The sequence below is a fragment of the Pseudarthrobacter sp. NPDC055928 genome (assembly GCF_042270935.1).
Classification (GTDB): Bacteria; Actinomycetota; Actinomycetes; order Actinomycetales; family Micrococcaceae; genus Arthrobacter.
In genome coordinates this window covers 42,279-67,910 of the sequence record NZ_JBHJZH010000013.1, presented here as the reverse complement: position 1 = coordinate 67,910, position 25,632 = coordinate 42,279, and the positions used below count along the sequence as shown (strand labels likewise).

Genomic DNA, 25,632 nt, shown 5'->3' with positions numbered 1-25,632 from the left:
ACCATACGGTTCATGGTCCAGAAGATTGCGTACCAGGGTGAGCCCGGCGCCAACTCCAATATCGCGTGCAAACAAATGTTCCCCGAGCTGGAAAGCGTCCCCTGCGCCAGCTTCGAGGATGTCTTCGAAGAAGTGTCCAGTGGCGCCGCAGACCTGGCCATGATCCCCATCGAGAACTCGATCGCCGGCCGGGTGGCCGACATCCACACGCTGCTCCCGCATTCCGGGCTGCAGATCGTTGGCGAGTACTTCCTGCCCATCCACTTCGACCTGATGGGGATACCCGGCAGCACCATTGAGGCCGCCACCGAGGTCCACAGCCACATCCACGCCCTGGGCCAGTGCCGCCGTTTGATCCGCGACGCCGGCCTTCGCCCGGTCATTGCCGGCGACACCGCCGGCTCCGCCCGGGAAGTCCGGGAATGGAACGACCCCACTAAGCTGTCCCTCGCACCGCCGCTCGCAGCGGAGCTGTACGGTCTGGAAGTGCTCGCCTCCCGGGTGGAGGACGACCCATCCAACACCACCCGGTTTGTGATCCTGGCCCGCGAAAAGGAATTGCCGGCCCGGGATGAGTTGCCCGGACCGGCAATAACCAGCTTTGTTTTCCGCGTGCGGAACGTCCCCTCAGCCCTCTACAAGGCATTGGGCGGCTTCGCCACCAACGCCGTGAACATGACCCGGCTCGAGAGCTACATGGTGGGCAACGAATTCTCCGCCACGATGTTCATGGCCGATGTGGAAGGCCACCCCGAAGATCTGCCGCTCAGCCTGGCCCTGGAGGAACTGGACTTCTTCACCACGGAAGTGCGGATCCTTGGCGTCTACGCGGCCGCCGAGTACCGGGCGGTTCAGGCCGCGGCCGCCTGACGCCGCTTCAGCAGCGGCGCGAAGAAGTCGGCGAGTTCCGCCGTTGCCGTCAGGGGAAGCACGTTGGCTACGTACTGGTCCGGCCGCACTACCACCACAACGCCGCCGCGGTCCAGGCCGCGGAGCTCGAAAATGTCGGCGTTGGGGTCAGTGCCGAAGACCTTCTCGAGGTAGGTGAGCCGGAAAGGACCCACTGTGGGCTTGAACACCGCCGGAACAGCGTTGATATCGATCTCCGTGTGCGGCTGCTGGTAAATCACCTTTACGTCGAACCACGCGTCGCGGTCAGCGCCCGACGGCGTGGCGGCCAGCGGTGAGTCGGGTGCGTTCGCGATCCACTCGGCAAAGTCCGCGGTGGGCGACGGAGCGCCGTGCTGTTCTGTTCCGGGCTGTCCCGATTCCGGAGCTGCCGAGTCGGCGAAGACATAGATTCGCCACCGCCCGTCCGCCGTGGCATGGTGGCCCAGGTGCATCGGATTGGTGTCGCAGACCCGCACCACCGGCGCGGACTTGAAGCGTTTGCCGACAGTAAAGCCGGTGGCGAGGTCCTGGTGCTTCGGCTCTGCGACCAGCATGGAGGGGGCGTACTGCGTCATGAAGCCCGCAGGGAACTCGGCCGTGCTGACGTAGAAGTTCTCCAACTCCGTGGGGTCCTCGAACTCTTCAGGCTTCTTCGCCATTAGCGTGGACCACTCTTTGTCGAAGTCGATAAGGTTCTTTGCCACCACCTGGCGCTCCGCGGAGTAGGTGTCCAGCAGGCTTTCCGGGCTGCGGCCCTCAAGGACGTGCCCCAGTTTCCAGCCAAGGTTGAAGCCGTCCTGCATGGAGACGTTCATACCCTGGCCGGCCTTGGCGCTGTGCGTGTGGCAGGCGTCGCCGGTGATGAACACGCGCGGGGTGCGGCTGCCGCGCTCGTCCGGGAGGACGTCGTCGAACCTGTCCGTCAGGCGGTGGCCCACCTCGTAGACGCTATGCCAAGCCACATTTCGGACGTCCAGCGTGTACGGATGCAGGATCGCATTCGCCTTGGCAATGATCTGTTCAATGGTGGTGCTCCGGACGGCGCCGTGGTTGTCCGGATCAACCTCGCCAAGGTCCACGTACATGCGGAAGAGGTGGCCGCCTTCGCGCGGGATCAGCAGGATGCTGCCGCCTGAGCCGGACTGGATGGCGCACTTGGTGCGGATGTCCGGGAAGTCGGTGACGGCGAGGACGTCCATGACGCCCCAGGCGTGGTTGGCCTGGTCACCGGCGAGGTGGCACCCGATCGATTCCCGCACTTTGCTCCGCGCTCCGTCGGCACCGACCACGTACTTGGCGCGGACAGTGCGCTCCTTGCCCTCGTTCGGCCCAGAGGTGTGCAGGAGCGTCACGGTGACGGGGTAGTCGCCCTCCCCCGTGACCGTGAGGTTGCGGAACTCGTAGCCGTAGTCGGGGGTCATGCGGGTGGGGGAGTTGGCCATGAACTCGGCGAAATAGTCCAGCACGCGGGCCTGGTTCACGATCAGGTGCGGGAACTCGCTGATGCCCGTTTCGTCGTCGACCGCCCGGGCGGCGCGGACAATGCGCGAATGATCTGCGGGGTCCGGCTTCCAGAACGCCATCTCCGTGATGCGGTAGGCCTCGGCGGTGATACGCTCGGCAAAACCGAAGGCCTGGAAGGTCTCCACGCTGCGGGCCTGGATGCCGTCGGCCTGGCCGATGGCGAGCCTGCCGGCCCGGCGCTCCACGATGCGCGTGGTGACGCCGGAGAACTGGGAAAGTTGCGCGGCGGCCAGCATGCCGGCAGGCCCGGAGCCGACGATGAGCACGTCGATTTCGTCGGGAAGTTCGGCGGGACGGTCAATGCCGACGCCGGCGGCCGGCTGGACCCGCGGGTCACCGGATACGTAGCCGTGGTGGTGGAACTGCACGGGATGTCCTCACTTCGTTGTGTGGCTGTTTGTCGCCGATCAGATGTTCGATAATAGAATTTTACGTTCGATAATAGAAAAGTGATCCTGTGATCCAGAACTCTACGCCACGTTTGAGGCGCCCGACAAGTGCCAATTCCGGGCGAAGGGAAGGTGTTGACGGATGCGGCGGTCCGGGTCCATAGTGATTCGTATACGATTTCGTACTCGATGAGGAGTAGCTCTTGGACCAGGTCACCGACCACCTCCTGGCCGCGGCCCGCAAGGTCATCGCGGTGCATATCAACTACCCCAGCCGGGCAGCCCAGCGCGGCCGCACGCCGGAACAACCCTCCTACTTCCTGAAGCCGCCGTCGTCCCTGGCCACCGGCTCAGAACAAACCCCTTCCATCGTGGAGCGCCCCGCCGGCTGCGAACTCCTCGGCTATGAAGGCGAGATCGCCCTGGTCATCGGAAAGCCCGCCCGCCGGGTCGGGCTGGAGGACGCCTGGAGCCACGTCGAATGGGTGACGGCCAGCAATGACCTCGGCGTCTACGACCTCCGCTACGCGGACAAGGGCTCCAACCTGCGGTCCAAGGGCGGCGACGGCTTCACTCCCGTGGGCCCGGGCCTGATCGCGGCAGACTCGGTGGACCCCGCCGGCCTCCGCATCCGCACCTGGCACAACGGCGAACTCGTCCAGGACGACACCACCGAAGACCTCCTCTTCCCCTTCGCACGGCTGGTTGCCGACCTGTCCCAGCTGCTCACCCTTGAAGAGGGCGACATCATCCTCACCGGCACCCCGGCCGGCGCCTCCGTGGCCCAGCCGGGCGACGTCGTCGAGGTTGAAGTCAGCACTGTTGAAGTCAGCGCCGGAGCCGTCACCAGCGGCCGGCTGGTCACTCGGGTGGCGGAAGGAACGACGCCGTTTGCGGACTTTGGTGCCCGGCCCAAGACCGATGACTTACAGCGGGAGGAAGCGTACGGTTCGCGGGAAGCGGCGGGCCTTCCGGCAGACGGAACTGCCGCCGTCGGACCTGTCCTCTCCCCGGAGCTGAAGGCCAAACTGGAAAGCGTCTGCACCGCCACCCTGTCCTCGCAGTTGCGCAAGCGGGGCCTGAACAACGTCAGCATCGACGGCCTGACCTCCACCCGGCCGGAGAAGCGCATTGTTGGCCTGGCCCGGACCCTGCGCTACGTGCCCAACCGCGAGGACCTGTTCAAGACCCACGGCGGCGGCTTCAACGCCCAGAAAAAGGCCATCGACTCCGTCAACGAGGGCGAAATCCTGGTCATGGAGGCCCGCGGCGAAAAAGGCACCGGCACCATCGGCGACATCCTGGCCCTCCGAGCCCAGGTCCGCGGAGCCGCGGCCATCATCACCGATGGCGGCGTCCGCGACTTCTCCGCTGTCGCGGCCATGGACATGCCCACCTACTACTCCAACCCCCACCCCGCCGTGCTGGGCCGGCGGCACATCCCGTGGGACACCGACATCACCATCGCCTGTGGCGGCACCACCGTCCAGCCCGGCGACATCATCGTGGCGGATTCGGACGGCATCCTGGTGATCCCGCCGGCCCTCGCCGAGGAACTGGCGGACGACTCCATCGTCCAGGAAAGCGAAGAGACGTTCATCGCCGAAATGGTCCAGCGGGGCCACAGCGTGGACGGCCTCTACCCGCTGAACACTGAATGGCGGGCCAAGTACGAGCAATGGGAAACGGATAAAGCCGATGACTGAAATAGCCACCGCAGCGGGCACTTCGTCCGGGAACGGGACTGTCGGCAGCAAGTCCGAGCAGGCCTACCAGGCCGTCAAGACCCGGATTGTGGAGGGCACGTACACCCCTGGGTACAGGCTGGTCCTTGCCAAGATCGCCGAGGACCTCGGCGTCAGCGTGGTCCCGGTCCGCGAAGCCATCCGCCGGCTCGAAGCCGAAGGCCTGGTGAAGTTCGAACGGAACGTCGGCGCCACGGTTTCCGGGATCGACCCCACCGAGTACCTCTACACCATGCAGACCCTGAGCATCGTGGAGGGCGCCGCCACAGCGCTGTCCGCCCCGCTCATCGGAGCGGCGGACATCGCCCGGGCCCGTGCGGTGAACGAGGAAATGCGCGAATGCCTCCAGCACTTTGACCCGATCCGTTTTACCCGGCTCAACCAGGACTTCCACAGCGTCCTGTTCGAACACTGCCCCAACCCCCACATCCTGGACCTGGTCCACCGAGGCTGGAACCGGCTCGCCTCGCTTCGGTCCTCCGTATTCCGTTTTGTGCCCGGCCGGGCACACAACTCCGTGGACGAACACGAGGCGCTGCTCCGGCTCATCGAGACCGGCGCCGACGCCGACACCATCGAAAAAGCGGCCCGGCTCCACCGCTCCGCCACCCTGGACGCCTACCTCGCCCAGGCCAAAAACCTCTGACCCCTCCCCGGCCAACAGACCGCACAGCAGTAAGGAAACAACAATGACGTTCACTGCCCCGGAAACCAAGACCCACTACATCCCGCAAGAACTCCCCCGCCACATCCAGCACTACATCAACGGCCAGTTCGTTGACTCCGTGGGCGGGAAGACCTTCGATGTCCTGGACCCGGTGTCCAACACCAATTACGCCACTGCCGCTGCGGGCCAGAAAGAGGACATCGACCTTGCTGTCGCCGCTGCCCGCGAAGCGTTCACTTCCGGACCGTGGCCGAAGATGAAGCCGCGCGAACGCGCCCGGATCCTGAACAGGATTGCCGATGCCGTCGAAGCCCAGGAAGAGCGCCTTGCGGAACTGGAGACCTTCGATACCGGCCTTCCCATCACCCAGGCCAAGGGCCAGGCCCTCCGTGCAGCCGAGAACTTCCGGTTCTTCGCGGACCTGATTGTGGCCCAGTTCGACGACGCCATGAAGGTCCCCGGCTCCCAGATCAACTACGTGAACCGCAAGCCGATCGGCGTCGCTGGCCTCATCACGCCGTGGAACACCCCGTTCATGCTGGAGTCCTGGAAGCTCGCCCCGGCCCTGGCCACCGGCAACACCGTGGTCCTCAAACCCGCCGAGTTCACCCCCCTTTCGGCTTCGCTGTGGGCCGCGATCTTCAAGGATGCCGGCCTGCCGGACGGCGTGTTCAACCTGGTCAACGGCCTCGGCGAGGAAGCCGGCGACGCGCTGGTCAAGCACCCTGACGTGCCGCTGATCTCCTTCACCGGCGAGACCACTACCGGGCAGACGATCTTCCGCAACGCCGCTGCGAACCTTAAGGGCCTGTCCATGGAGCTCGGCGGCAAGTCACCGTGCGTGGTGTTCGCCGACGCCGACCTGGACGCCGCGATCGACTCCGCCTTGTTCGGGGTGTTCTCCCTTAATGGTGAACGCTGCACCGCGGGCTCCCGGATCCTCGTCGAACGCGCTATCTACGACGAATTCTGCGAGAAGTACGCGGCCCGGGCCAAGAACATCGTGGTGGGCGATCCCCACGATCCCAAGACCCAGGTGGGTGCCCTGGTCCACCCGGAGCACTACGAGAAGGTGGCCTCCTACGTGGAGATCGGCAAGTCCGAAGGCCGGCTCCTGGCCGGCGGCGGCCGCCCGGACCACCTGCCCGAGGGCAACTACATCGCCCCGACGGTGTTCGCCGACGTCGCCCCTGACGCCCGGATCTTCCAGGAGGAGATCTTCGGCCCCGTCGTGGCCATTACTCCGTTCGAGAACGACGACGAAGCGCTGGCTCTGGCGAACAACACCAAATACGGCCTGGCGGCCTACATCTGGACCCAAAACCTGACCCGCGCGCACAACTTCTCCCAGAACGTGGAAGCCGGGATGGTGTGGCTGAACAGCCACAACGTTCGCGACCTCCGCACCCCGTTCGGCGGCGTCAAGGCCTCGGGCCTCGGCCACGAGGGCGGTTACCGCTCCATCGACTTCTACACCGACCAGCAGGCCGTGCACATCACGCTCGGCTCCGTCCACACGCCCAAATTCGGCGCCTGAGCCACCCCTTTCAAAGAAGAGAGACCATCATGACGAACTTCGTTCCCACCCCCACGGTCCCGGCTCCGGATATTGTCCGCTGCGCCTACATGGAAATCGTGGTCACCGACCTCGCCAAATCCCGCGAGTTCTACGTGGACCTCCTGGGACTGCACGTGACCGAGGAAGACGAGAACGCGATCTACCTGCGCTCCCTCGAGGAGTTCATCCACCACAACCTGGTGCTCCGCAAGGGACCCATCGCCGCCGTCGCCGCCTTTGCCTACCGGGTGAAGTCCCCCGCCGAGGTGGACGCCGCAGAGGCCTACTACCGCGAGTTGGGCTGCCGGGTGGAGCGCCGCAAGGAGGGCTTCACTAAGGGCATCGGCGATTCCGTCCGCGTCGAGGACCCGCTGGGCTTCCCCTACGAGTTCTTCTACGACGTGGAGCACGTCGAACGCCTCACCCAGCGCTACGACCTCTACTCCGCCGGGGAACTGGTCCGCCTGGACCACTTCAACCAGGTCACCCCGGACGTCCCCCGCGGCCGCAAATACCTTGAAGACCTCGGCTTCCGGGTCTCCGAGGACATCCAGGATTCCGACGGCGTCACGTACGCCGCGTGGATGCACCGCAAGCAGACCGTCCACGACACCGCCCTCACCGGAGGCAACGGCCCGCGCATGCACCACGTCGCGTTCGCCACGCACGAAAAGCACAACATCATCCAGATCTGCGACAAGATGGGCGCCCTGCGCATCAGCGACCGGATCGAACGCGGCCCCGGCCGGCACGGCGTTTCCAACGCCTTCTACCTCTACATCCTGGACCCGGACGGCCACCGCATCGAGATCTACACCCAGGACTACTACACCGGCGACCCCGACAACCCCGTCATCACCTGGGACGTCCACGACAACCAGCGCCGCGACTGGTGGGGCAACCCCGTGGTCCCGTCCTGGTACACCGAAGCCTCCCTGGTCCTGGACCTCGACGGCAACCCCCAGCCCGTCGTCGTCCGCGAGGAAAAGTCCGAAATGGCCGTCACCGTGGGCGCCGACGGCTTCTCCTACACCCGCAAGGACGACGCCTCCGGAGACGTCGAAGGGTTCAAGCTCGGGGCGCAGGTCTAGGACATGCTGGACGCGAAGACGATCGAAGCCATCGCCGACGAACTGGTCGAAGCCGGGCGTTCCCGGACTCCGGTGCCCCGGCTGACCGCCCGCTACCCGGAGATGACGGTGGAGGACTCCTATGCCGTGCAGCAGCTCTGGCGGCGGCGGAACGAGGAGGCCGGACGGACGCTCGTGGGCCGGAAGATCGGCCTCACGTCCAAGGCCATGCAGGCCGCCACCGGCATCACCGAACCGGACTACGGCGCGATCTTTGACGACATGGTGCTCGAAACCGGCTGCTCTGTGCAGTGGGATAAGTACACGCACCCGCGCGTGGAGGTGGAGCTCGCCTTTGTCCTGAAGGATGCGCTCAAGGGCCCGGGCTGCACCATCTTCGACGTCCTCAACGCCACCGACTACGTGGTTCCGGCCCTCGAGATCCTGGACTCCCGGATCGAAATGGAGGGCCGGACCATCGTGGACACCATAGCGGACAACGCCGCGATGGGGGCCATGGTGATCGGCGGCAACCCGGTCAAACCCGACGCCGTTGACCTCCGGTGGGTCTCGGCCATCCTGTACAAGAACCAGACCGTGGAAGAGACCGGGGTCGCCGCCGGCGTCCTGGACCACCCCGCCAACGGGGTGCACTGGCTGGCCAACAAGATCGCAGCCCACGGAGACGGCATGAAGGCCGGCGATATCATCCTCGCCGGCTCCTTTACCCGCCCGCTGTGGGTGTACAAAGGCGATACCGTGCACGCCGACTACGGACCCCTGGGGAGCATCACATGCCGCTTCGAGTAGAAGACACCTTCCGCGATGCTTTGCGGAATCAAAAAGGTGAAGCGGACCGCCCGCTGGCCGGCATGTGGGTGTGCTCCGGCAGTCCGCTGATCGCCGAGCTCTGCGCCGGGTCCGGGCTGGACTGGCTCCTGGTGGACGCCGAACACAGCCCCAACGGCCTCGAATCCATCCTCGCCCAGCTCCAGGCCATCCACGGCTACCCGGTCCAGGTGATGGTCCGGCCGCCCGTCAATGACACCGTCCTGATCAAGCAGTACCTGGACCTGGGCGTGCAGAACCTGCTCATCCCCATGGTCAACTCCGTCGCCGAGGCCGAGGCAGCGGTGGCCGCCACCCGCTACCCGCCCCACGGGGTCCGCGGCGTAGGTTCAGCCCTCGCCCGCGCCGCCCGCTGGAACCGAGTTCCGGACTACCTCACCCGGGCGTCCGAAACCGTCAGCGTCACGGTCCAGATCGAATCCACCGCTGCCGTTGACGCCGTCGAGAAGATCCTCGCCGTGGAGGGCGTGGACGCCATCTTCCTCGGGCCCTCGGACCTCGCCGCCTCCATGGGGGTGCTGGGGCAGCAGGAACACCCGGACGTCCGTGCCGCCGTCGAACACTGTCTAGCCGCCGCCCAGGCTGCCGGGAAACCGGCCGGCGTCAACGCCTTCAACCCCGCCATCGCGCGCAGCTACCTGGCGGCCGGGGCCTCCTTTGTCCTGGTGGGCGCCGACGTCGCCATCCTGGCCCGCGGCTCCGAAGCACTAGCCGCCGAGTTCATCAAGCCAGCCGACGGCGGCTCCCCCATCAGCTATTAGTCACCCTGCTGGGTGGAGGCGTCCGACAGCGGCGCGTTTGACGTTCACGATCCCCTAGCCCATCGCGGGGGCCACCGCCGTGCGGGAGCTGAACTGGCGGCGGGCCCAGCGGGCGAGCTTCTTGCCCTTGCCCTTCCACCAGTTGTCCTCGTCGGTATCGTGGTGGAGCCGGAAAATGATCATCACCATCACGAACATGGACATCACCACGTCCATCCAGGACCAGGTCACAGCACCGATCAGGACGCCCGACCCCGTGGAAACAATCGACGGAATGGCCAGCGTCCTGAAGACTGTGGAGGCAACATAGCGTCGGTGCGACCTCGGTACGGACATCTCCCGCACCATGTCGAAGCAGACGCAAACCACCACTACCACCTGCCCGATGGCCAGCAGGATCTGCCCCGGCACTGACCCGGCGAACATGATGAATGAGGAACCGAACACTCGAATGCACCCCCAGAAGGCTTGAAACCGCGCTGTGAGACCCAGCTGCAGGTTCCATTCAAGCCAGTGGCACGCACCCCGTCACGAGTAGTGGGTACTCGAATTGATCGCTGACCCTCGCCCCGAATTACTCGCCCGGAGGCGCGTCGCTGCTGAAACAGCCCAGTTTTGGTCGGCTTGCCCGCAAACCACAGGGGGTTGCTGTGCGCCAGGGCTTCAAAGCTGGGCTGTTTCAGCGTTCGCCAGGAGGAATTAGTTGCCCAAGGCGCGCGGCCGCCAAACCACCACGGCCTGCGACCTTGCACGGGGGCGCTGGCCACGGGCGAGGCTCACTACGTCGCCGGCCGCGCCGGCCGCGAAGATCCTTGAGTCCAGGGGATCACGACGGCGGCCCAGTTCCTCGGTCAGTTCGGTCACCCTGCGCTGCAGTGCGGCCACCTGGTTCTCAAGGTCAAGGATCCGCTTGATGCCTTCGAGCGAGACCCCTTCGTGCGAGAGCCGCTGGACCTCGCGGAGCATGTTGACGTCCCGCTGCGAATAGCGGCGCGACTTACCTGGAGCCCTGCTGGGTGAAACGATCCCGAGCCGGTCGTACTGCCGCAGCGTCTGCGGGTGCATGTCCGCAAGTTCGGCCGCCACCGAGATCACGAAGATCGGCTGGTCAGCATTGATGTCCACGGCTTCGCTCCGCTGCTAGAGCCGGGCCTTGGCGGCCAGGCCCTGCCGGACATCGGCGTCAGCCGTGGCTTCGGCGAACGCCTTCACCGCGGCCTCCGCCTCTTTGTTCAGGTTCTTGGGAACCGCGACGTCGATGGTCACCAGGAGGTCGCCAGTAGCCTTGGACGTCTTCACGCCCCGGCCCTTGACCCGGAGGGTGCGGCCGGACGGGGTACCGGCCGGAACGCGGACCTTCACCTTTTCGCCGTCGATGGTGGGAACCTCAATGTCGGCGCCCAGGGCAGCTTCAGGGAAGGTGACCGGTACGTGGATGCGGAGGTTGTCGCCGTCGCGCGTGTAGAAATCGTGGGGCCTGACCGAGACGGCCACCATGAGGTCGCCGTTGCCGGCCGGGCCGGGCTGGCCCTTCCCCCGGACGCGGACTTTCTGGCCGTCCTTGATACCGGCGGGAACGCGGACATCAATGACTTCGCCGCTGGGCTCCCGCAGGCCGATGGTCGTGCCGCGGATGGACCCGGCAAAGGAGATGCTGGTGGTGGCGGTGCGGTCGGCGCCCTTGGCTGGCGGGCGCTGGAAGCCGGGCTGGCCACCGAAGCCGCCGCCGAACAGGTCGGCGAACTCGGGCGGAATACCGCCGGAGGTACTGAACCCGCCGGCGTGGCGTCCCGCGTTGCCGGTGAACAGGCCACCGAACATGTCCTCGAAGCCACCATTGGCCGCGCCGGCGCCGCCCGGGGCGAACCTGGCCCCGCCGCCCATCGCACGGATGGCGTCGTACTGTTGGCGCTCGTCCGGATCCGAGAGCACCGAATAGGCCTCGGAGATGTCCTTGAACTTCTTCTCCGACGCAGAGTCCCCCGAGTTGGTGTCCGGGTGGTGCTGGCGGGCAAGTTTCCGGTAGGCCTTCTTGATGTCGGCGTCGGAAGCGTCCTTGGCGATACCAAGGATCGCGTAAAAGTCCTTGTCCACCCAATCCTGGCTAGCCAATGGCGTTTCCTTTCAAAAATCTGTGCCGAGATGACAGTTCGCGCCAATGTTCTGTCGAATCACTGCCGCGAACTGTCATCTCGATATGGGGCTAATGCTACGCAGGGACTGCCACAATAACCTGCGCTGCGCGGAGGACGCGTTCGCCTGACTTGTAGCCGGAGCGGAGCACCTGGCTGACGGTGTCAACGTCGATGTCATCGCCCGGCTGCTGGATGAGGGCCTCGTGGATCGTGGGATCGAACTCCACTCCGGTCTCATCGATGCGGACCAGGCCGTACGTCTTCAGCGCGTTCTCCAGCTTGGTGGCGATCGCGGCGAACGGGCCGTCGGCCAGGTCACCATGCTGGCGGGCAGCATCGACGTCGTCCAGCACGGGAAGCAGGGAGTTCAGGACGCCGATGACGGCCATCTCCCCTGCCACGGCGCGGTCGCGTTCGACGCGCTTGCGGTAGTTGACGTACTCAGCCTGGAGGCGGAGGAGGTCGTTCTTCAGCTCAGCCGCTTCAGCTGAAGAGCCCCCGGGAACGCCCTGGGCCACGGATTCCTCGGCAGGCACCTCAACGCCGTTGAGGATTTCCTCGGCCTGGGCCAGGGCGTCGCCGTCGGTGTCCGCCGGCTCGGCGGCCGGGGAACCAGCCTTGGCGGCTGCTTCCCCTTCCGGGTGCCGGGCCTGCCCGGTCACCGGGTCAACCTTACGGTTGTCCCGGATGACCGGCTCCTGGTGGCCGTTGCCGTTCTGCCCCGCGCTGCGGTCGTGGCCTGATGAAGAGTTGTGCTCTTCCTCGTTACCGTGGTGCGGCATGGCTACTTCTTCGCTTCGTCTTCGTCGACAATCTCGGCGTCGACGATGTCTTCATCCGCAGCCTTATCACCGGCAGGGGCGCCCGTTGCGCCTTCGGCACCTGCGGCACCGGTGGCGCCGTCGGGGGAACCGGCCTGGGCGTAGATGGCCTCGCCGAGCTTCGTCTGGGAAGCCTGCAGCTTCTCGAACGCGGTCTTCACGGCGGCGTCATCCGTGCCTTCGAGGGCCTTCTTGAGGGCGTCGACGTCGGCCTGGACCTCGGCCTTGACCTCTTCAGGCAGCTTGTCGGCGTTGTCGGCGATCAGCTTGTCCACGGAGTAGGCCAGCTGCTCAGCCGTGTTGCGGGTGTCGGTCGCCTCGCGGCGGGCCTTGTCCTCGGCTGCGTGCTCCTCGGCGTCCTTGACCATGCGGTCGATGTCTTCCTTGGAGAGGCTGGAACCGCCCGTGATGGTCATGGACTGTTCCTTGCCGGTGCCCTTGTCCTTCGCGGAGACGTGGACGATGCCGTTGGCGTCGATGTCGAAGGTGACCTCAACCTGCGGGACACCGCGCGGAGCCGGCGCGATGCCGGTCAGCTCGAACGTGCCCAGCGGCTTGTTGTCGCGGGTGAATTCGCGCTCGCCCTGGAAGACCTGGATCGCCACGGACGGCTGGTTGTCGTCAGCGGTGGTGAAGGTCTCGGACCGCTTGGTGGGGATGGCGGTGTTGCGCTCGATCAGGTGCGTCATGACGCCACCCTTGGTTTCGATGCCGAGGGACAGCGGGGTGACGTCGATCAGCAGGACGTCCTTGCGCTCGCCCTTCAGCACGCCGGCCTGGAGTGCTGCGCCAACGGCCACAACCTCATCCGGGTTGACGCCCTTGTTGGGTTCCTTGCCGCCGGCGAGTTCCTTGACGAGGTCGTAGACGGCGGGCATACGGGTGGAGCCACCAACGAGCACGATGTGGTTGATGTCGGAGAGCTTGATGCCGGCTTCCTTGATGACATCGTGGAACGGCTTCTTGGTGCGTTCCAGCAGGTCCTTGGTGAGGTCCTGGAACTTGGCGCGGGTCAGCTGCTCGTCCAGGTGGACCGGGCCGTCGGGGGTGACGGACAGGTACTGGAGCGAGACGTTGGTGCTGGTGGAGGAGGAGAGTTCCTTCTTGGCCTGCTCGGATGCCTCACGAAGGCGCTGGAGGGCGATCTTGTCCTTGGAGAGGTCGATGCCCTTGACCTTGAGCTGGTTCAGCAGGTAGTCCACGACGCGCTGGTCCCAGTCGTCGCCGCCGAGGCGGTTGTCGCCGGCGGTGGAGCGGACCTGGATGGTGGAGAAGTTATCTTCGTCCTTGCCAACTTCGAGCAGGGAGACGTCGAACGTACCGCCACCGAGGTCGAAGACCAGGATGAGTTCGTCTTCCTTGCCCTTGTCCAGGCCGTAGGCGAGTGCTGCAGCGGTGGGCTCGTTGACGATGCGCAGGACGTTCAGGCCGGCAATCTCGCCGGCTTCCTTGGTGGCCTGGCGTTCGGCGTCGTTGAAGTACGCGGGAACGGTGACCACTGCGTCGGTGACCTTTTCACCCAAGTAGGCCTCGGCGTCGTTCTTCAGCTTCATGAGGATACGCGCGGAGATTTCCTGCGGGGTGTACTTCTTGTCGTCAATGGCGACGCTCCAGTCAGTGCCCATGTGGCGCTTGACGGAGGTGATGGTGCGGTCGATGTTGTTGACGGCCTGGCGCTTGGCGATTTCGCCGACCAGGACTTCGCCGGACTTGGAGAATGCAACGACCGACGGCGTGGTGCGGCCACCCTCGGCGTTGGCAATAACGGTGGGCTCGCCACCTTCGAGAACGGAGACGACGGAGTTGGTGGTTCCGAGGTCGATACCTACTGCACGTGACATGTGTTGCTTCCTTCTTTCCTTGGAAACTTGCTGGCGCCCCAGGATTGAGCGTTCTACACTCAACTTTACTCAGGGCGGCACCGATGTCAATCTAACTTGAGCGAAGTACGCTCAACTTTGGATGCGGCTGCAGGCACAGAGCCGCGTTTTCCGCGTCTTTGCAAGCATTAAGCCCGACGGCGGCGGCTCGCCGTTTCGCTGTAGGAGAACCTTGAGGAGGCCTACCGAGAGTTCGGATCGCCGTGCAGGGGACCCCGCTCCTCGTCCGTGGTGTTGACCTGGCCATCGATAAGCTCCTCGCGAATGGCATCCGCCGGGTCGTCGGCAGGGGCTTCCACGCTGCCAACGTCCCCATAGTCCCCCTCCGCGTACTGCCCGCCCTCGCCCTCCATCCCCGGCGCTGAACTACCTTTCCGGGACTCCTCACCGGGGATTTCCTGGTTCTCAGTCATGGCGCACCTCTCCTTTGAGTTCCGCGTCCAGGGGGGCGCATTTTGGAGTCTACCCAGCGGCCCGCCGGCAAAACAGGGGTGGTTTTTTGGCGGCACCGGCGCCCGCCGGAGGCGCAGCCACGTCAGGCTTCGAGCCCCACCAGCTTCGCCAGCACGGCCAGATGATGCTCAAAGAGTTCATCACGCGCACTGAAGGTGTCCGCTCCGTACTGGCCAAAAACCTCGAAGCTCACCGTTCCAAAGAGTGACGTCCACACGAGGGCACCGTTCGCCAGCAGCCCCTCCGGGACGGCAAGCCCCAGTTCGTTTCGGATGGTTTCCAGGTCAGGAGACAAAGCGGAAGGCACGACGGCGGTGGGCGCCGCCGTCATCAGCCCACCCGCGCGGTAGGCGGCCTCGAGAATGCCGATCAGGCTGTAAACCACGCGGGTTCCAGACGTGGTGGTTCGCCCGGCCGGTGCCTGGTAACCGGGCACCGGACTGCCGAACAGCAGCCCGTAGCGGGCCGGCTCACGCAACGCCCAGTCCCGGACGGCCCTACCCAGGGCTTTGAAGCGCCCGGCATGGTCCCGCGGGGGCACCGCTTCCACCGCCATATCGACGGCGTCGCCAAGTTCATCGTAGGCATCCACCAGCAGGAGGGTGAGGAGTTCGTCGCGGTTGGCCACGTAGCGGTAGACGGCAGAGGAGACCACGCCCAGGTCCCTGGCGACGGCGCGCAGGGACAGTGCTGCCGCACCATGGCTGGCCAGATGCTCCCTGCCCAGCCGGACAATGTCCGCAACAGTCTGGGCCCGCGCGCGTTCCCGCGGCGTCCTGGGCATGGTTTGCATCTCTGCTGCAGCGTCACTCATGGATCCAAGCATCGCACAAGGCAGAGCACTGTCAACAAATGAGAGCACCGCTCTTGACAAGGCGTACCGAGTGGATGCAGGCTTATGCGAGAGCAGTGCTCTCGAAGCCCATACCTTGAAGGAGAAGTCATGAGCAATGTCTACGTTGTCACCGGGGCCGGCCCCGTAGGCTGGACGGTGGCTGAACAGCTCGCCGAGCAGGGGAAGAAGGTCAGGATCCTTACCCGCTCGGGCACCGGACCTGAGCATCCCCTCGTGGAGCGCGTCAAGGCAGATGTCCAGGATGCCGCACAGGTGCAGGGCGCCTTTGCGGGTGCCGTCGCCGTCTTTCATTGCGTTCACGGCTCTTCTTACACCGTTGACGCGTGGCAAGCCGAACTGCCCCGGGCCGAGCAAACGGTGCTTGCGGCGGCAGGCGAGGCGGGCGCCGTCGTCGTCTTTCCCGAAAGCCTGTACTCGTACAGCGAACCCGAGCGCCCGATGACCGAGGCAGGTCCGCGGACCGCCCAAGGCGGGAAGCGAGGCGTGCGGACGCAACTGTTGAAGGCGCGGGATGCCTCACCAACGAACACCGTCAGCGTAGTGGCCGGCGACTTTTTCGGACCGCGCGTCAGGACCTCCCACGCCGGTGAGCGAATGGTCCCCGCTGTTCTGGCGGGCAAGAGGATTTGGGTGATCGGGAGCACCAGCCAGCCCCATTCGTTCACCTACGTCCCGGACCTGGCCGCGGCGATGATCCATGCCGCGCAGACGCCTTTGCTGTGGAACCAGGTATGGCACGCCCCCACCTTGCCGGCAGTCACTCAGCGGCAACTGGCGACGGCCTTCACCGAGGCCGGCGGAGTGGAATCACCGAAGATGGTGGCGGTGCCGGGCTGGGCGCTCCGTGCTCTCGGGGCCTTCTCGAGGGATGTCCGCGAACTCGCCGAGATGCTCTACCAGTTCGAGAAGCCGTTCGTGATGGATTCGACGCCGAGCCAAACGGCCCTAGGCCTTCGCCCCACGCCACTTCCGGAGGCAGCCGCGGCCACGGTGGCCTGGTGGCGCGCGCAGAGGTGAAGTCCCAAGCCGGCCGGCCGCAACGCGCCCCTGCAGTCCTAGCGGCGACCGGCACCCTCGGGCTCCAAGGCGTCACTGCCACGCAGGCCGGCAGCGTCCAGTTCCGGCTTCCCCAGCCTGGACGGCCACCAGATGCGTGGACCAATGTCGTACACCAGCGCCGGAACCAACAGCGAGCGCACCAGGACCGTGTCCAGGAGGACGCCGAAGGCCACAATGAACGCCAATTGCACGAGGAACATGATGGGGATGACCCCCAGGGCAGCAAACGTTGCAGCGAGCACCACACCAGCCGAGGTGATCACTCCTCCGGTCACGCCAAGCCCGCGCAGGATGCCCGGCCTGGTCCCGTGCTTGAGGGACTCCTCCCGCACGCGGCTCATCAGGAAGATGTTGTAGTCCACGCCCAGAGCCACCAGGAACACAAAGCCGAACAGCGGCACGGTGGCGTCGGCGCCCGGGAAGCCCAGCAGGTTATTGAACACCACGGCCGACACGCCCATCGCGGCCCCGTACGACAGGACGACGGAGAGCACCAGCAGGACCGGCGCCAGTACCGAGCGAAGCAGCAGCATCAGGATGAACAGGATGACCACCAGCACGATGGGGATGATGATCACGAGGTCGCGCTGGGCGGTGGTGTTGGTGTCCAGGGCCGTGGCCGTCACGCCGCCAACCAGGGCGCCGTCGTCGACCGTTTTCACGTCCTCGCGCAATACCTTGACGGCCTCCTCGGCCTCGATGGAATCGGCGGCGAAGTTGAGCGTGGCGTTGATCAGCACTTTCCCTTCGCGGACGTCCGGCTCGCTGGGAGTGCCCGGGACACCTGGCTGGCCGGAAATGATCGGCACGCTTCCTTCAGCCAGGAGGTAGGCATCCCCCACGCCGTCGGCTGCCTTCACCTTCTCCAGCACCTCGTCAGCTCTGCCTTCGTCCGCCACCACGACGGCGGGGCTGCCGCTGCCGGCGTCGAAATGGCGCGCCAGCGCGTCTTGGCCGTCCACCGCGTTGGAGGCTGACAGGATGACGTCCGTTTGGGGCACGCCGTTGGCCTTCAGCTGCAGCACTCCGGCCGAAGCCACAAGCAGCAGCATGACTGACGCGATCCAGACCGTCCGTGGGCGGCGCGCCACCAGCGAACCGGTGGCCCGCCAAATACCCTTCTGCCCCTCCAAGCCGGTGACCAGGTCAGGCTCGCGCTCGCCGGCCGGGACCAGCTTGGGACGGAACGGCCAGAATGCGGCCCTGCCCAGGAGGGCCATGATTGCAGGCAGCAGGGTCAGGGCGGCGAAGAGTGAGCAGAGAATGCCAGCCGCGGCCACGGGGCCAAGTGCCTTGTTGGAATTCAGGTCCGAGAAGAGCAGGCAGAGCAGTGCGATGATCACGGTGGCGCCGGAGGCCAGGATCGGTTCGAAGGACGCTTTCCAAGCGGTCAGGACGGCGGCAGTCCTGTTGGTGGTGTGGGTCAGCGCTTCCCGGAAACGTGCCACGTAGAGCAGGGCGTAATCGGTGGCGGCGCCGATCACCAGGATGGACAGGATGCCCTGGCTTTGGCCGTTGAGCTGGATCCAGCCGAGCTTTGCCATGCCAAACACCAGCAGGATGGCGGCGCACAGGGCGAAGACGGAGGTCAGCAGCACTGCGACAGGGAGGAGGAGCGAACGGTAGACGATCAGCAGGATGACAAAGACAGCCCCCAGTGCCACCAGCAGCAGGATTCCGTCAATGCCCGCGAAAGCACTGACCAGGTCGGCGGTCAACCCAGCGGGCCCCGTGACGAAAGTCTGCATGCCCTCAGGCGCGGCGTCCGCGAGGAAGTCCCGCAGCTCCAGAACCGATTCCTTGACCTCGCCGGAGGACCCGATCGGGGCGATGAACTGCACGGCCTCGCCATCCTCCGACGGGATGGGCCCGATCACGGCACTCCCCAGCGCCAACTCCTCCAGCCCGGCCTTCAGGGACGCCAGCTGGCCAAGTTCTGCGGGGCTGATGGCGGCGCCGTTCTCAATGACGATGACCGCCGGGATCTCGTCCGAGTCGCGGAACTTCGCTTGCCAGTCCTGCGCGGCGGTGGCCTCGGCGCCGGCGGGAAGGAATGAGGCCTGGTCATTCGAGGAGACTTCGTCGAGCCGGCCGAACGTGGGGCCGCCCACCCCGGCGATGGCCAGCCACGTGAGCACCAGCAGCACCGGGATGAGCCAGCGCAGCCAGAACGGGACCCGCGCACTGTGTTGGGGACTGGATTTCATGGTTCCTTCTGGGCTGGGGGACGGAAGAGTACAATTGATTCCATCATAGAGTATCTCCACCATGGAGAGATATAACACTGGAGATATAAGCCTGGAGATATGGACATGGGGAAATACTGCCCTGGAGCAGTTCTCCGGCGGACTCCGCTCATCGGGCTGCGCTGCAGTAATATCCGTCAGGGCATCAAGCGGCGAGCGAAGGAGGCGGAACATGGCAGACGAAGCATTCCAGCGCCCCACAAACGCAGGCCCCCAGTCGCTGGTTCGCCTGCTTCAGGACTTCACCCTCGAGGCCAACCGCTATGTGGATACGGCGGGCGGACGGAACGACATGCACCGCACGGACCTCAATGCCCTCGCCGTCATCATGCGCCACACTGCCAAGGGCACCGTGGTCACCCCAGGCATCCTCCGCAAGGAACTCAACCTGAGTTCACCTGCAACCACCGCGCTGATCGACCGGCTGGACCAGTCCGGACACGTCGTCCGGGAACGGCTCGGCTCAGACCGGCGGCAGGTCCAGCTCCGCATGACGCCCAAGGCGTTCCAGGACGGCGGAGCCATGTTCATGCCGCTCTCGCGCCACATGGGCACGGCCATGGCCGAGTTCTCGCCCGAAGAGCTGGAGCTCGTGACCCGTTTTATGACCGCGATGGTGGAGGCCACTATCGCAGCCCGCCAGGAAGCGTCCAACGGCGGCTCGGCCCAGTCTCCCCCGCCTCGCCCAACTGAGTAGCAGCAGATGTCGTTATGAGGGCTCAAAACGACATCTGCTGCTACTTAGTTGGGTGAAGGCACGACGGCGGTTCCTCCCATTCGAGCTACCGCGGCGGTAGCGTTTGGTTATGAGTGCGCAGCAGCCTGAAGACGACGTGTACACCCACGGCCACCACGAGTCGGTGGTCCGCGCCCATGCGTCCAGGACGGCGGAAAATTCAGCGGCCTTCGTCCTTCCGCACCTCACCCCCGGAACTTCAGTACTCGACGTCGGCTGCGGCCCCGGGAGCATCACCTGCGACTTCGCAGACCTGGTGGCACCGGGAAAGGTCACTGGCCTGGACCGGGCACCGGACATCATCACCCAGGCTTCGGCGCTGGCCGCTGAACGCGGGGTGGCAAATGTGGAGTTCCTGGCCGGGAACATCTACGACCTCGATTTCGAGGACGAGACGTTCGACGTCGTTCACGCCCACCAGGTGCTGCAGCACCTCACCGACCCCGTGGAGGCCCTGCGCGAAATGCGCCGGGTCGCCAAGCCGGGCGGGATCGTTGCAGTGCGCGACGCCGACTTCCACGGCATGAGCTGGTACCCCGCCTTCCCGGAACTGGACGAATGGATGGAGCTGTACCAACGCATCGCCCGCCGCAACGGGGCCGAGCCCGACGCCGGACGCCGGCTGGTTTCGTGGGCACAGTCCGCCGGCTTCACCGATGTTGCGCCCACCAGCAGCAACTGGCTCTACGCCACCGGTCAACAGCGAAGGTGGCAGGCCCGGGTCTGGGGCGAGCGCGTGCTGCATTCAGCGTTCGCGGAACAGGCCTTGGAGTACGGGTTTGCCAATGCCGCGGACCTGGCCAGGATTTCGGCGGGCTGGCACCGCTGGGGATCCACCGACGACGGCTGGTTCCTGATCCCGAACGGCGAGGTCATCGCCCGGGCGTAGGACCATGGGCTGTCGTTGTCCGCATGCGGCGCTTAACCTGTTCCGGCCACCACGAGCCGCCAATACAGCCCGTGACAGCACTGTGGTGAACCGGCACTAAACTTGGGAGGTGCAATTCTCCCTTTGGCTCGCCCTCGCGGGTGCCGGCGTCCTGGTCAGCTTCACACCGGGAGCCGGTGCGATCAACACCATGAGCAACTCCCTGACGTCAGGGTTCCGCCGTTCCATCTGGGGGATCCTGGGCCAGCAGGCAGCCCTGGTCATCCACGTGATGGTGGTTGCACTCGGAGTGGGCGTCCTGGTGGCGAGTTCCCCCGTCGCCTTCAACGTGATCCGCTACGCGGGAGCGGCCTACCTGGTGTACCTGGGCATCCGCCAGTTCCTGAGCAAACCCCAACCCGACCAGGAGGCTGCCGAGTCGCTCCGGAACGAGCCCGCGGGGTCCATGTTCCGGCGCGGTCTGTGGGTCAACCTGCTGAACCCCAAGGCCATCGTCTTTTTCCTTGCATTCATGCCGCAGTTCATCCGGCCCGAACAGCCGCTGCTCCCGCAGTATCTCGTGTTGACGGCGACCGTCGTAGTCATTGACATCCTCGTCATGTGGTTCTTCTTCGCCACTGCTGCCAAGTCGTTCCAGCGATTTACCCACACCGCCCGCGGACAGCAGATCCTCAGCCGGATCTTTGGCATTTTGTTCGTGGCCGTGGGCATTCTCCTCGCCCTGATCCACTGACCAACCGCTTGATCGTGGTTCAAAAGAAGCACACTGCAACCGCATCGTGACCATTTATGCAATTCTCTTTACGAATCCGTGAAACATGCCGAAAACCGGCTAGCCAAGAGCGGCGGTATCCCGCATGCTTAGCACCATGAACTCATCGTCGAGCCCATACCGGATCATTGCCGTCTGCACCGGGAACATTTGCCGGTCCCCCATGGCCGAGCTGATGCTGGCTGCGGCGCTTGAAGCGTCCGGGCTTGACGGCGAGGTGACGGTGGACTCTGCAGGGACCACAGGCTATGAGGCCGGGCGCCCCATCGATCCGAGGGCAGCCCGCCGGCTCGCAGCCACGAAGCTCACCTCCGACCGGCACATTGCCCGCGAGTGGCAGGCCGGCTGGTTCGGCGAACGGGACCTGATCCTCGCCCTGGACATCGACCACTACGCCTGGCTGCGCGAAAACGCTCCGGACCAGGAATCCATGAATAAAGTGCGGATGCTGCGCAGCTTCGACCCGAAAGTAGCCAGCAAAGACCTGCTGGACCAGGGCATCGAGGACCCCTGGTACGGCGGCCAGGCTGACTTCGACGTCGTGTGGCACCAGATCCAGACCGCCCTGCCGGGGATCATTGAGCACGTCCGGTCCGTCATCCGGAGCCGCGACCGGAGCAGGCAGCAGGAGCAGCAGGTACGCTCTATTTCATGACCCCCGTACCTGTGATCATCGCCGTCGACGGGCGATCCGGCGCAGGGAAAACCACACTAGCCATCGAACTGGCCGCGCGGCTCCGGAACCACCACAAGGTCTCGCTCTTCCACCTGGAGGACATCTACCCCGGCTGGAACGGCCTCGCAGCCGGTATCGAGCGCTATGTCTCCACGGTCCTCACCCCCCTGAGCCGCGGCGACCGCGCCACGTGGACAAGCTGGGACTGGGAAAGACATTACGACGGCGACACCCGGGTCACGCTCCCCGCCGAGATCGTCATCATCGAGGGAGTCGGCTCCGCGGCAGCCGAAGCCCGCCTCATGCTGGACGCCGTTGTCTGGGCCGATTCGCCGGACGATGTCCGCCGGACCCGGGCGCTGGACCGTGACGGAGGAACGTACGAGCCGTACTGGGATCAATGGGCGGCCCAGGAAGACGCCTGGCTTGCTGGCGACGACGTCCCGGCCCACGCAGACATCCGCGTCCTGAACGAGGCAGACGGCTCCGCGCCCACCGATGTCCTGCAGCTCCTGCCCTACCTCCCCTCGCTGGCAACCGTGCTGGTCCCCGAACTGTCCGCAAGGCGCGGCCTGAGGCTCCGTACGGAACGGCTGGACTGCCGGCCAGACGCGGCCGCGCTGTTCGCGGACTTGTACGGCAGCTCTCGCAACGCCGTATGGCTGGACTCCTCGAACGCCCCGTCCGCCCCGCCGCTTGGGCCTTCCCCGGCAGCGGAGCGCAGCCGCTTCAGTATCCTGGCGGACGACGGCGGCGTGTTCGGCCAGGTGGTCACGCACCGGTCAGGCGAGAGCCTCATCGCCGCCGGCAGCGCCACCGCACGCGTGCCGGGCCCGTTCTTCCGCTGGCTGGACACGGTTTGGGGCCGCCGGGCGGTCCGCACCCCGGACGATTATCCCGGTGACTTTGCGCTCGGCTGGCTGGGATGTCTGGGCTACGAACTCAAGCGCGAGACGGGCGGCACGGATGTTGCCGCTCCAACCCCGGATGCCGCCCTGATCTTCGCCGGAAGGGCTGTTGTCCTGGACCACGCCGAGGGCACAGTTTGGCTGCTCGCCCTCGAGTCCCCGGATGCAGGCAGCTGGCTCGCATCGGCACGAGCCGCCGTGTCCACGGCGGCTCCGGCAGCAGCGCCGGAAGCAGCCCGCGACGACGCCGGGATGACGGACCGCGCCGGCGGCAGCAACGCCGTCGTCCGTCCACCGGTGTTCAGCAGCCGCGACACCGAACTCGACTACAAACACAAAATTGCGTCCGCCCAGCACGAGATCGGGGAAGGAAACTCCTACGAGGTCTGCCTCACCACCACGCTCACGGCACAGGTGCCGGCGGCTGAGGCTGCGCCCTGGGCCACCTACCTGGCCCTGCGCCGCAGGAACCCCGCCCCGTTCGCCAGCTACCTGCGGTTTGGCGGGTTGACCGTGGCCAGCACGTCGCCGGAACGGTTCCTGAAGATAGCTTCCGACGGCGGCATGCGGGCCGAGCCGATCAAGGGCACCCGCCGCCGGGCATCAGATCCCGCGCGGGACGCGCAGCTGCGGCGCGACCTGGAAACCTCACTCAAGGACCGGGCAGAGAACATCATGATCGTGGACCTGCTGCGGAACGACCTCAGCCACTTCGCCGAACCCGGGTCCGTCACGGTCAGCAGGCTGTGCGCGATCGAAAGCTACGCCACCGTGCACCAAATGGTCAGCACTATCGACGCCCAGCTGCTGCCTGGATCGCCGCGGGCCGAAGCGGTGGCGGCGTGCTTCCCGGCGGGGTCGATGACCGGCGCCCCGAAGATCAGCACCATGGCCATCCTGGACCGGTTGGAGCAGGGGCCGCGGGGCCTGTATTCCGGGGCCATCGGCTACTTTTCGCTGAATGGCGCCACGGACCTGGCCGTTGCCATCCGCACCTTGGTGATCAATTCCGCCGCCGGGGACGGCAGCGGTGATGCGGCGACGGCGGAACTGACTCTCGGTGTCGGCGGTGCCATCACCTCGGACTCCGTTCCGGACGAGGAGTACGACGAAATCCGGGTTAAGGCCTTCGGCGTGCTGTCCGCGCTGGGCGCCGACTTCCCCGATTCCTGAACCTGGAGTTACTGGACAGTTGCGGTCAGCCTGGCGACGTTATCGATGTAGCGGGCGGCGAGCGGCCGGTTCAGCCAGTCCTCGAGCCTGAGCTCATGGGAGATGTCGCGGTAGGTGTCCTCCACCGCGCGCATCTCATTGACGATTTCCGCGCCCAGGAGCATCACCGACACTTCCATGTTCAGCGAGAACGAACGCATGTCCATGTTGCTCGAGCCCAGGACCGCCACTTCGTCGTCGATCGTGAAGTGCTTGGCGTGGAGCACAAAAGGAGCCCTGTAGAGGTAGATCTTCACTCCAGCTTCCAGCAACGCCTCATAGTAGGACTGCTGCGCGTGGTGCACCAGGAACTGGTCCCCCTTCTCGGAGACGAACAGTTCCACGTCCACGCCCCGCTGCGCCGCCGTCGTGATGGCGTAAAGCAGCGAGTCGTCGGGCACGAAGTAGGGGCTGCAGATGGAGATCCGGTGCTGGGCGGAGTAGATCAGCGTGGTGAACAGCCGCAGGTTGTTTTCGGTGATGAACCCCGGCCCGCTGGGAACCACCTGTGCGGTGACGTTTCCGGGAGCCGGGTTGGCCGGAAGCTGCAGCTGGTGTTCCAGGGACTCGTCGGTTTCGCTGAGCCAGTCGGTGGCAAAGACCACGTTGAGCGTGGTGACGATGGGACCGCGCAGGCAGGCCATCAGCTCCACCCATTCGCGGCCCGCCTTGCGGTGCTTGGGGTTGTTGTAGGAGGGCTCGATCAGGTTCTGCGAGCCAGTGAAGGCGAGTTCGCCGTCGATCACCATGATCTTGCGGTGGTTGCGCAGGTCCGGCCGGCGCCACTGACCGTGGATGGGCAACAGCGGGAGCATGCGCTTCCACTGGATTTTTCCTGCCCGAAGCCGTTTGAGCAGCTTGCGGTAGCCCTTGATCCGCAGGGTGCCGATGTGGTCGAAAAGCACCCGGACTTCAACGCCCCGCTCAGCAGCTTCTTCCATCGCGGTGAGCAGGTCATCGGTGATGTGGTCCGTGCTCATGATGTAGAACTCGGCGTTGATGAACTTTTTGGCTTTGCTCACCGCCTCTGTCATGGCCAGGATCGAGTCCGGATAGCCGGGAATGAGGTCCACCGAGTTGCCGTCCACCATGGGAAGGGAGCCCAGCCTGCGGTTCAGCTCTCCGGCGGAGGTGACCCATTCCGGTCCCGGGTATTCACTTTCGACGTCGGCGAGCGCGGAGATGCCCGAACGCACCCTGGCGTTGACGGTCTCCTGCTGTTCGCGGCGGCGGCTGGAGAGCTTGAAGTTGCCGAACAGCAGGAACAGGACCAGTCCCACGAAGGGGACAAAGAAGATGACAAGCAGCCAGGCCATGGCGGTGGTGGGACGCCGGTTGCCGGGGATGATGCCCAGGGCCGCCACCCGGATCACCAGGTCGGCGGCGGCCAGCAGCAGGGTCAGCCAACCCGGCACGGTGCCGGCAAGGGAAAACGGCCACAACACTTCAGAACCCCCGGACTGTGTGCGCCCTCCGGACGGGTTCCGGCCAGGGCGATGACCACAGCTTAGCCGCGGGCGCCGGACTAAGCTGGA

23 protein-coding genes are annotated in these 25,632 nt (G+C 65.6%); 13 read left to right on the top strand and 10 right to left on the bottom strand.

Annotated features, from left to right (window positions below):
• Positions 1–12: 12 nt before the first annotated feature.
• Positions 13–870 (top strand): prephenate dehydratase, encoded by an 858-nt coding sequence (locus ACFC25_RS16095; RefSeq protein WP_376046853.1) that lies wholly within the window; start codon positions 13–15, stop codon positions 868–870.
• On the opposite strand, the gene ACFC25_RS16090 is transcribed toward ACFC25_RS16095, so the two are convergent.
• Positions 852–2,783 carry an FAD-binding monooxygenase gene (locus ACFC25_RS16090; RefSeq protein ID WP_376046850.1) on the bottom strand — a complete coding sequence of 644 codons (1,932 nt, stop codon included), beginning with the start codon at positions 2,781–2,783 and terminating at the stop codon, positions 852–854. The two genes, ACFC25_RS16095 and ACFC25_RS16090, sit on opposite strands and share 19 nt — an antisense overlap.
• A 224-nt stretch (positions 2,784–3,007) precedes the next feature.
• On the opposite strand from ACFC25_RS16090, the gene ACFC25_RS16085 reads away from it, so the two are divergent.
• Genes ACFC25_RS16085 through ACFC25_RS16060 form a run of 6 tightly spaced genes read left to right on the top strand, consistent with a single transcriptional unit; the run spans position 3,008 to position 9,454 of the window.
• Positions 3,008–4,510, top strand: coding sequence for a fumarylacetoacetate hydrolase family protein (locus ACFC25_RS16085; RefSeq protein WP_376046847.1), 1,503 nt, complete (start codon positions 3,008–3,010; stop codon positions 4,508–4,510).
• On the top strand, positions 4,503–5,195 hold the full coding sequence (locus tag ACFC25_RS16080) for a GntR family transcriptional regulator (protein ID WP_337352040.1): 693 nt from the start codon (positions 4,503–4,505) through the stop codon (positions 5,193–5,195). Before ACFC25_RS16085 ends, ACFC25_RS16080 begins: the two co-directional genes overlap by 8 nt.
• 43 nt (positions 5,196–5,238) lie before the next feature.
• Positions 5,239–6,753 carry a 5-carboxymethyl-2-hydroxymuconate semialdehyde dehydrogenase gene (gene hpaE, locus ACFC25_RS16075; protein ID WP_376046844.1) on the top strand — a complete coding sequence of 505 codons (1,515 nt, stop codon included), beginning with the start codon at positions 5,239–5,241 and terminating at the stop codon, positions 6,751–6,753.
• A gap of 29 nt (positions 6,754–6,782) precedes the next feature.
• On the top strand, positions 6,783–7,865 hold the full coding sequence (gene hpaD / locus ACFC25_RS16070; RefSeq protein WP_376046841.1) for a 3,4-dihydroxyphenylacetate 2,3-dioxygenase: 1,083 nt from the start codon (positions 6,783–6,785) through the stop codon (positions 7,863–7,865).
• Between the two features lie 3 nt (positions 7,866–7,868).
• Positions 7,869–8,654, top strand: a complete 786-nt coding sequence (gene hpaH, locus ACFC25_RS16065) for a 2-oxo-hept-4-ene-1,7-dioate hydratase (protein ID WP_337347413.1) — start codon at positions 7,869–7,871, stop codon at positions 8,652–8,654.
• A complete protein-coding gene (locus tag ACFC25_RS16060) occupies positions 8,639–9,454 on the top strand; it encodes an HpcH/HpaI aldolase/citrate lyase family protein (protein WP_376046837.1) in 816 nt (271 codons plus the stop codon). The genes hpaH and ACFC25_RS16060 overlap by 16 nt, the downstream gene beginning before the upstream one ends.
• Before the next feature lie 54 nt (positions 9,455–9,508).
• Here the strand turns inward: ACFC25_RS16060 and ACFC25_RS16055 are convergent, their stop codons facing one another.
• The 7 genes from ACFC25_RS16055 to ACFC25_RS16025 form a co-directional block, all read right to left on the bottom strand.
• Positions 9,509–9,880, bottom strand: a complete 372-nt coding sequence (locus tag ACFC25_RS16055) for a hypothetical protein (protein ID WP_376047026.1) — start codon at positions 9,878–9,880, stop codon at positions 9,509–9,511.
• Between the two features lie 273 nt (positions 9,881–10,153).
• The gene (locus ACFC25_RS16050) at positions 10,154–10,579 is read right to left on the bottom strand and encodes a heat shock protein transcriptional repressor HspR (RefSeq protein WP_376046834.1); all 426 of its coding nucleotides are present in this window, start codon (positions 10,577–10,579) and stop codon (positions 10,154–10,156) included.
• 15 nt (positions 10,580–10,594) lie between these two features.
• Complete coding sequence (locus ACFC25_RS16045; RefSeq protein ID WP_376046831.1) at positions 10,595–11,566, bottom strand: DnaJ C-terminal domain-containing protein; 972 nt, start codon at positions 11,564–11,566, stop codon at positions 10,595–10,597.
• A gap of 97 nt (positions 11,567–11,663) precedes the next feature.
• A complete protein-coding gene (locus tag ACFC25_RS16040; protein WP_376046828.1) occupies positions 11,664–12,371 on the bottom strand; it encodes a nucleotide exchange factor GrpE in 708 nt (235 codons plus the stop codon).
• A 2-nt stretch (positions 12,372–12,373) separates the two neighbouring features.
• Positions 12,374–14,251 carry a molecular chaperone DnaK gene (gene dnaK / locus ACFC25_RS16035; protein ID WP_376046825.1) on the bottom strand — a complete coding sequence of 626 codons (1,878 nt, stop codon included), beginning with the start codon at positions 14,249–14,251 and terminating at the stop codon, positions 12,374–12,376.
• A gap of 221 nt (positions 14,252–14,472) precedes the next feature.
• Positions 14,473–14,703 carry a hypothetical protein gene (locus ACFC25_RS16030; protein WP_337347419.1) on the bottom strand — a complete coding sequence of 77 codons (231 nt, stop codon included), beginning with the start codon at positions 14,701–14,703 and terminating at the stop codon, positions 14,473–14,475.
• 122 nt (positions 14,704–14,825) lie between these two features.
• Positions 14,826–15,557, bottom strand: coding sequence for a WHG domain-containing protein (locus tag ACFC25_RS16025; protein ID WP_337347420.1), 732 nt, complete (start codon positions 15,555–15,557; stop codon positions 14,826–14,828).
• A gap of 129 nt (positions 15,558–15,686) precedes the next feature.
• Here ACFC25_RS16025 and ACFC25_RS16020 point away from each other — a divergent pair, with 129 nt between their 5' ends.
• Positions 15,687–16,616, top strand: a complete 930-nt coding sequence (locus tag ACFC25_RS16020; protein WP_376046820.1) for an NAD-dependent epimerase/dehydratase family protein — start codon at positions 15,687–15,689, stop codon at positions 16,614–16,616.
• 38 nt (positions 16,617–16,654) lie between these two features.
• Here ACFC25_RS16020 and ACFC25_RS16015 read toward each other — a convergent pair whose 3' ends face one another.
• Positions 16,655–18,865, bottom strand: a complete 2,211-nt coding sequence (locus ACFC25_RS16015) for an MMPL family transporter (protein WP_376046817.1) — start codon at positions 18,863–18,865, stop codon at positions 16,655–16,657.
• Between the two features lie 211 nt (positions 18,866–19,076).
• Here ACFC25_RS16015 and ACFC25_RS16010 point away from each other — a divergent pair, with 211 nt between their 5' ends.
• From ACFC25_RS16010 to ACFC25_RS15990, 5 genes are all read left to right on the top strand, one after another.
• Positions 19,077–19,601: a MarR family winged helix-turn-helix transcriptional regulator gene (locus tag ACFC25_RS16010; protein WP_376046814.1), complete on the top strand. Its 525-nt coding sequence runs from the start codon at positions 19,077–19,079 to the stop codon at positions 19,599–19,601.
• Positions 19,602–19,710: 109 nt separating this feature from the next.
• Positions 19,711–20,529 carry a methyltransferase domain-containing protein gene (locus ACFC25_RS16005; protein WP_337347424.1) on the top strand — a complete coding sequence of 273 codons (819 nt, stop codon included), beginning with the start codon at positions 19,711–19,713 and terminating at the stop codon, positions 20,527–20,529.
• Between the two features lie 109 nt (positions 20,530–20,638).
• Positions 20,639–21,262, top strand: coding sequence for a LysE family transporter (locus tag ACFC25_RS16000; protein WP_376046810.1), 624 nt, complete (start codon positions 20,639–20,641; stop codon positions 21,260–21,262).
• A 136-nt stretch (positions 21,263–21,398) separates the two neighbouring features.
• Positions 21,399–21,956, top strand: coding sequence for a low molecular weight protein-tyrosine-phosphatase (locus ACFC25_RS15995; RefSeq protein WP_376046807.1), 558 nt, complete (start codon positions 21,399–21,401; stop codon positions 21,954–21,956).
• On the top strand, positions 21,953–24,058 hold the full coding sequence (locus tag ACFC25_RS15990; protein WP_376046804.1) for a chorismate-binding protein: 2,106 nt from the start codon (positions 21,953–21,955) through the stop codon (positions 24,056–24,058). Before ACFC25_RS15995 ends, ACFC25_RS15990 begins: the two co-directional genes overlap by 4 nt.
• Before the next feature lie 8 nt (positions 24,059–24,066).
• Here the strand turns inward: ACFC25_RS15990 and cls are convergent, their stop codons facing one another.
• Positions 24,067–25,542 (bottom strand): cardiolipin synthase, encoded by a 1,476-nt coding sequence (cls, locus tag ACFC25_RS15985; RefSeq protein ID WP_376046801.1) that lies wholly within the window; start codon positions 25,540–25,542, stop codon positions 24,067–24,069.
• Between the last annotated feature and the right edge of the window lie 90 nt (positions 25,543–25,632).

What these genes read in the sequence shown, in the direction of transcription:
- ACFC25_RS16095 (WP_376046853.1), top strand. Translation starts at nt 13, where the DNA reads ATGGTCCAGAAGATTGCGTACCAGGGTGAGCCCGGCGCCAACTCCAAT.
- ACFC25_RS16080 (WP_337352040.1), top strand. Translation starts at nt 4,503, where the DNA reads ATGACTGAAATAGCCACCGCAGCGGGCACTTCGTCCGGGAACGGGACT.
- hpaE (WP_376046844.1), top strand. Translation starts at nt 5,239, where the DNA reads ATGACGTTCACTGCCCCGGAAACCAAGACCCACTACATCCCGCAAGAA.
- hpaD (WP_376046841.1), top strand. Translation starts at nt 6,783, where the DNA reads ATGACGAACTTCGTTCCCACCCCCACGGTCCCGGCTCCGGATATTGTC.
- hpaH (WP_337347413.1), top strand. Translation starts at nt 7,869, where the DNA reads ATGCTGGACGCGAAGACGATCGAAGCCATCGCCGACGAACTGGTCGAA.
- ACFC25_RS16060 (WP_376046837.1), top strand. Translation starts at nt 8,639, where the DNA reads ATGCCGCTTCGAGTAGAAGACACCTTCCGCGATGCTTTGCGGAATCAA.
- ACFC25_RS16055 (WP_376047026.1), bottom strand. Translation starts at nt 9,880, where the DNA reads ATGTTCGCCGGGTCAGTGCCGGGGCAGATCCTGCTGGCCATCGGGCAG.
- ACFC25_RS16040 (WP_376046828.1), bottom strand. Translation starts at nt 12,371, where the DNA reads ATGCCGCACCACGGTAACGAGGAAGAGCACAACTCTTCATCAGGCCAC.
- dnaK (WP_376046825.1), bottom strand. Translation starts at nt 14,251, where the DNA reads ATGTCACGTGCAGTAGGTATCGACCTCGGAACCACCAACTCCGTCGTC.
- ACFC25_RS16030 (WP_337347419.1), bottom strand. Translation starts at nt 14,703, where the DNA reads ATGACTGAGAACCAGGAAATCCCCGGTGAGGAGTCCCGGAAAGGTAGT.
- ACFC25_RS16025 (WP_337347420.1), bottom strand. Translation starts at nt 15,557, where the DNA reads ATGAGTGACGCTGCAGCAGAGATGCAAACCATGCCCAGGACGCCGCGG.
- ACFC25_RS16020 (WP_376046820.1), top strand. Translation starts at nt 15,687, where the DNA reads ATGAGCAATGTCTACGTTGTCACCGGGGCCGGCCCCGTAGGCTGGACG.
- ACFC25_RS16015 (WP_376046817.1), bottom strand. Translation starts at nt 18,865, where the DNA reads ATGAAATCCAGTCCCCAACACAGTGCGCGGGTCCCGTTCTGGCTGCGC.
- ACFC25_RS16010 (WP_376046814.1), top strand. Translation starts at nt 19,077, where the DNA reads ATGGCAGACGAAGCATTCCAGCGCCCCACAAACGCAGGCCCCCAGTCG.
- ACFC25_RS16005 (WP_337347424.1), top strand. Translation starts at nt 19,711, where the DNA reads ATGAGTGCGCAGCAGCCTGAAGACGACGTGTACACCCACGGCCACCAC.
- ACFC25_RS15995 (WP_376046807.1), top strand. Translation starts at nt 21,399, where the DNA reads ATGAACTCATCGTCGAGCCCATACCGGATCATTGCCGTCTGCACCGGG.
- ACFC25_RS15990 (WP_376046804.1), top strand. Translation starts at nt 21,953, where the DNA reads ATGACCCCCGTACCTGTGATCATCGCCGTCGACGGGCGATCCGGCGCA.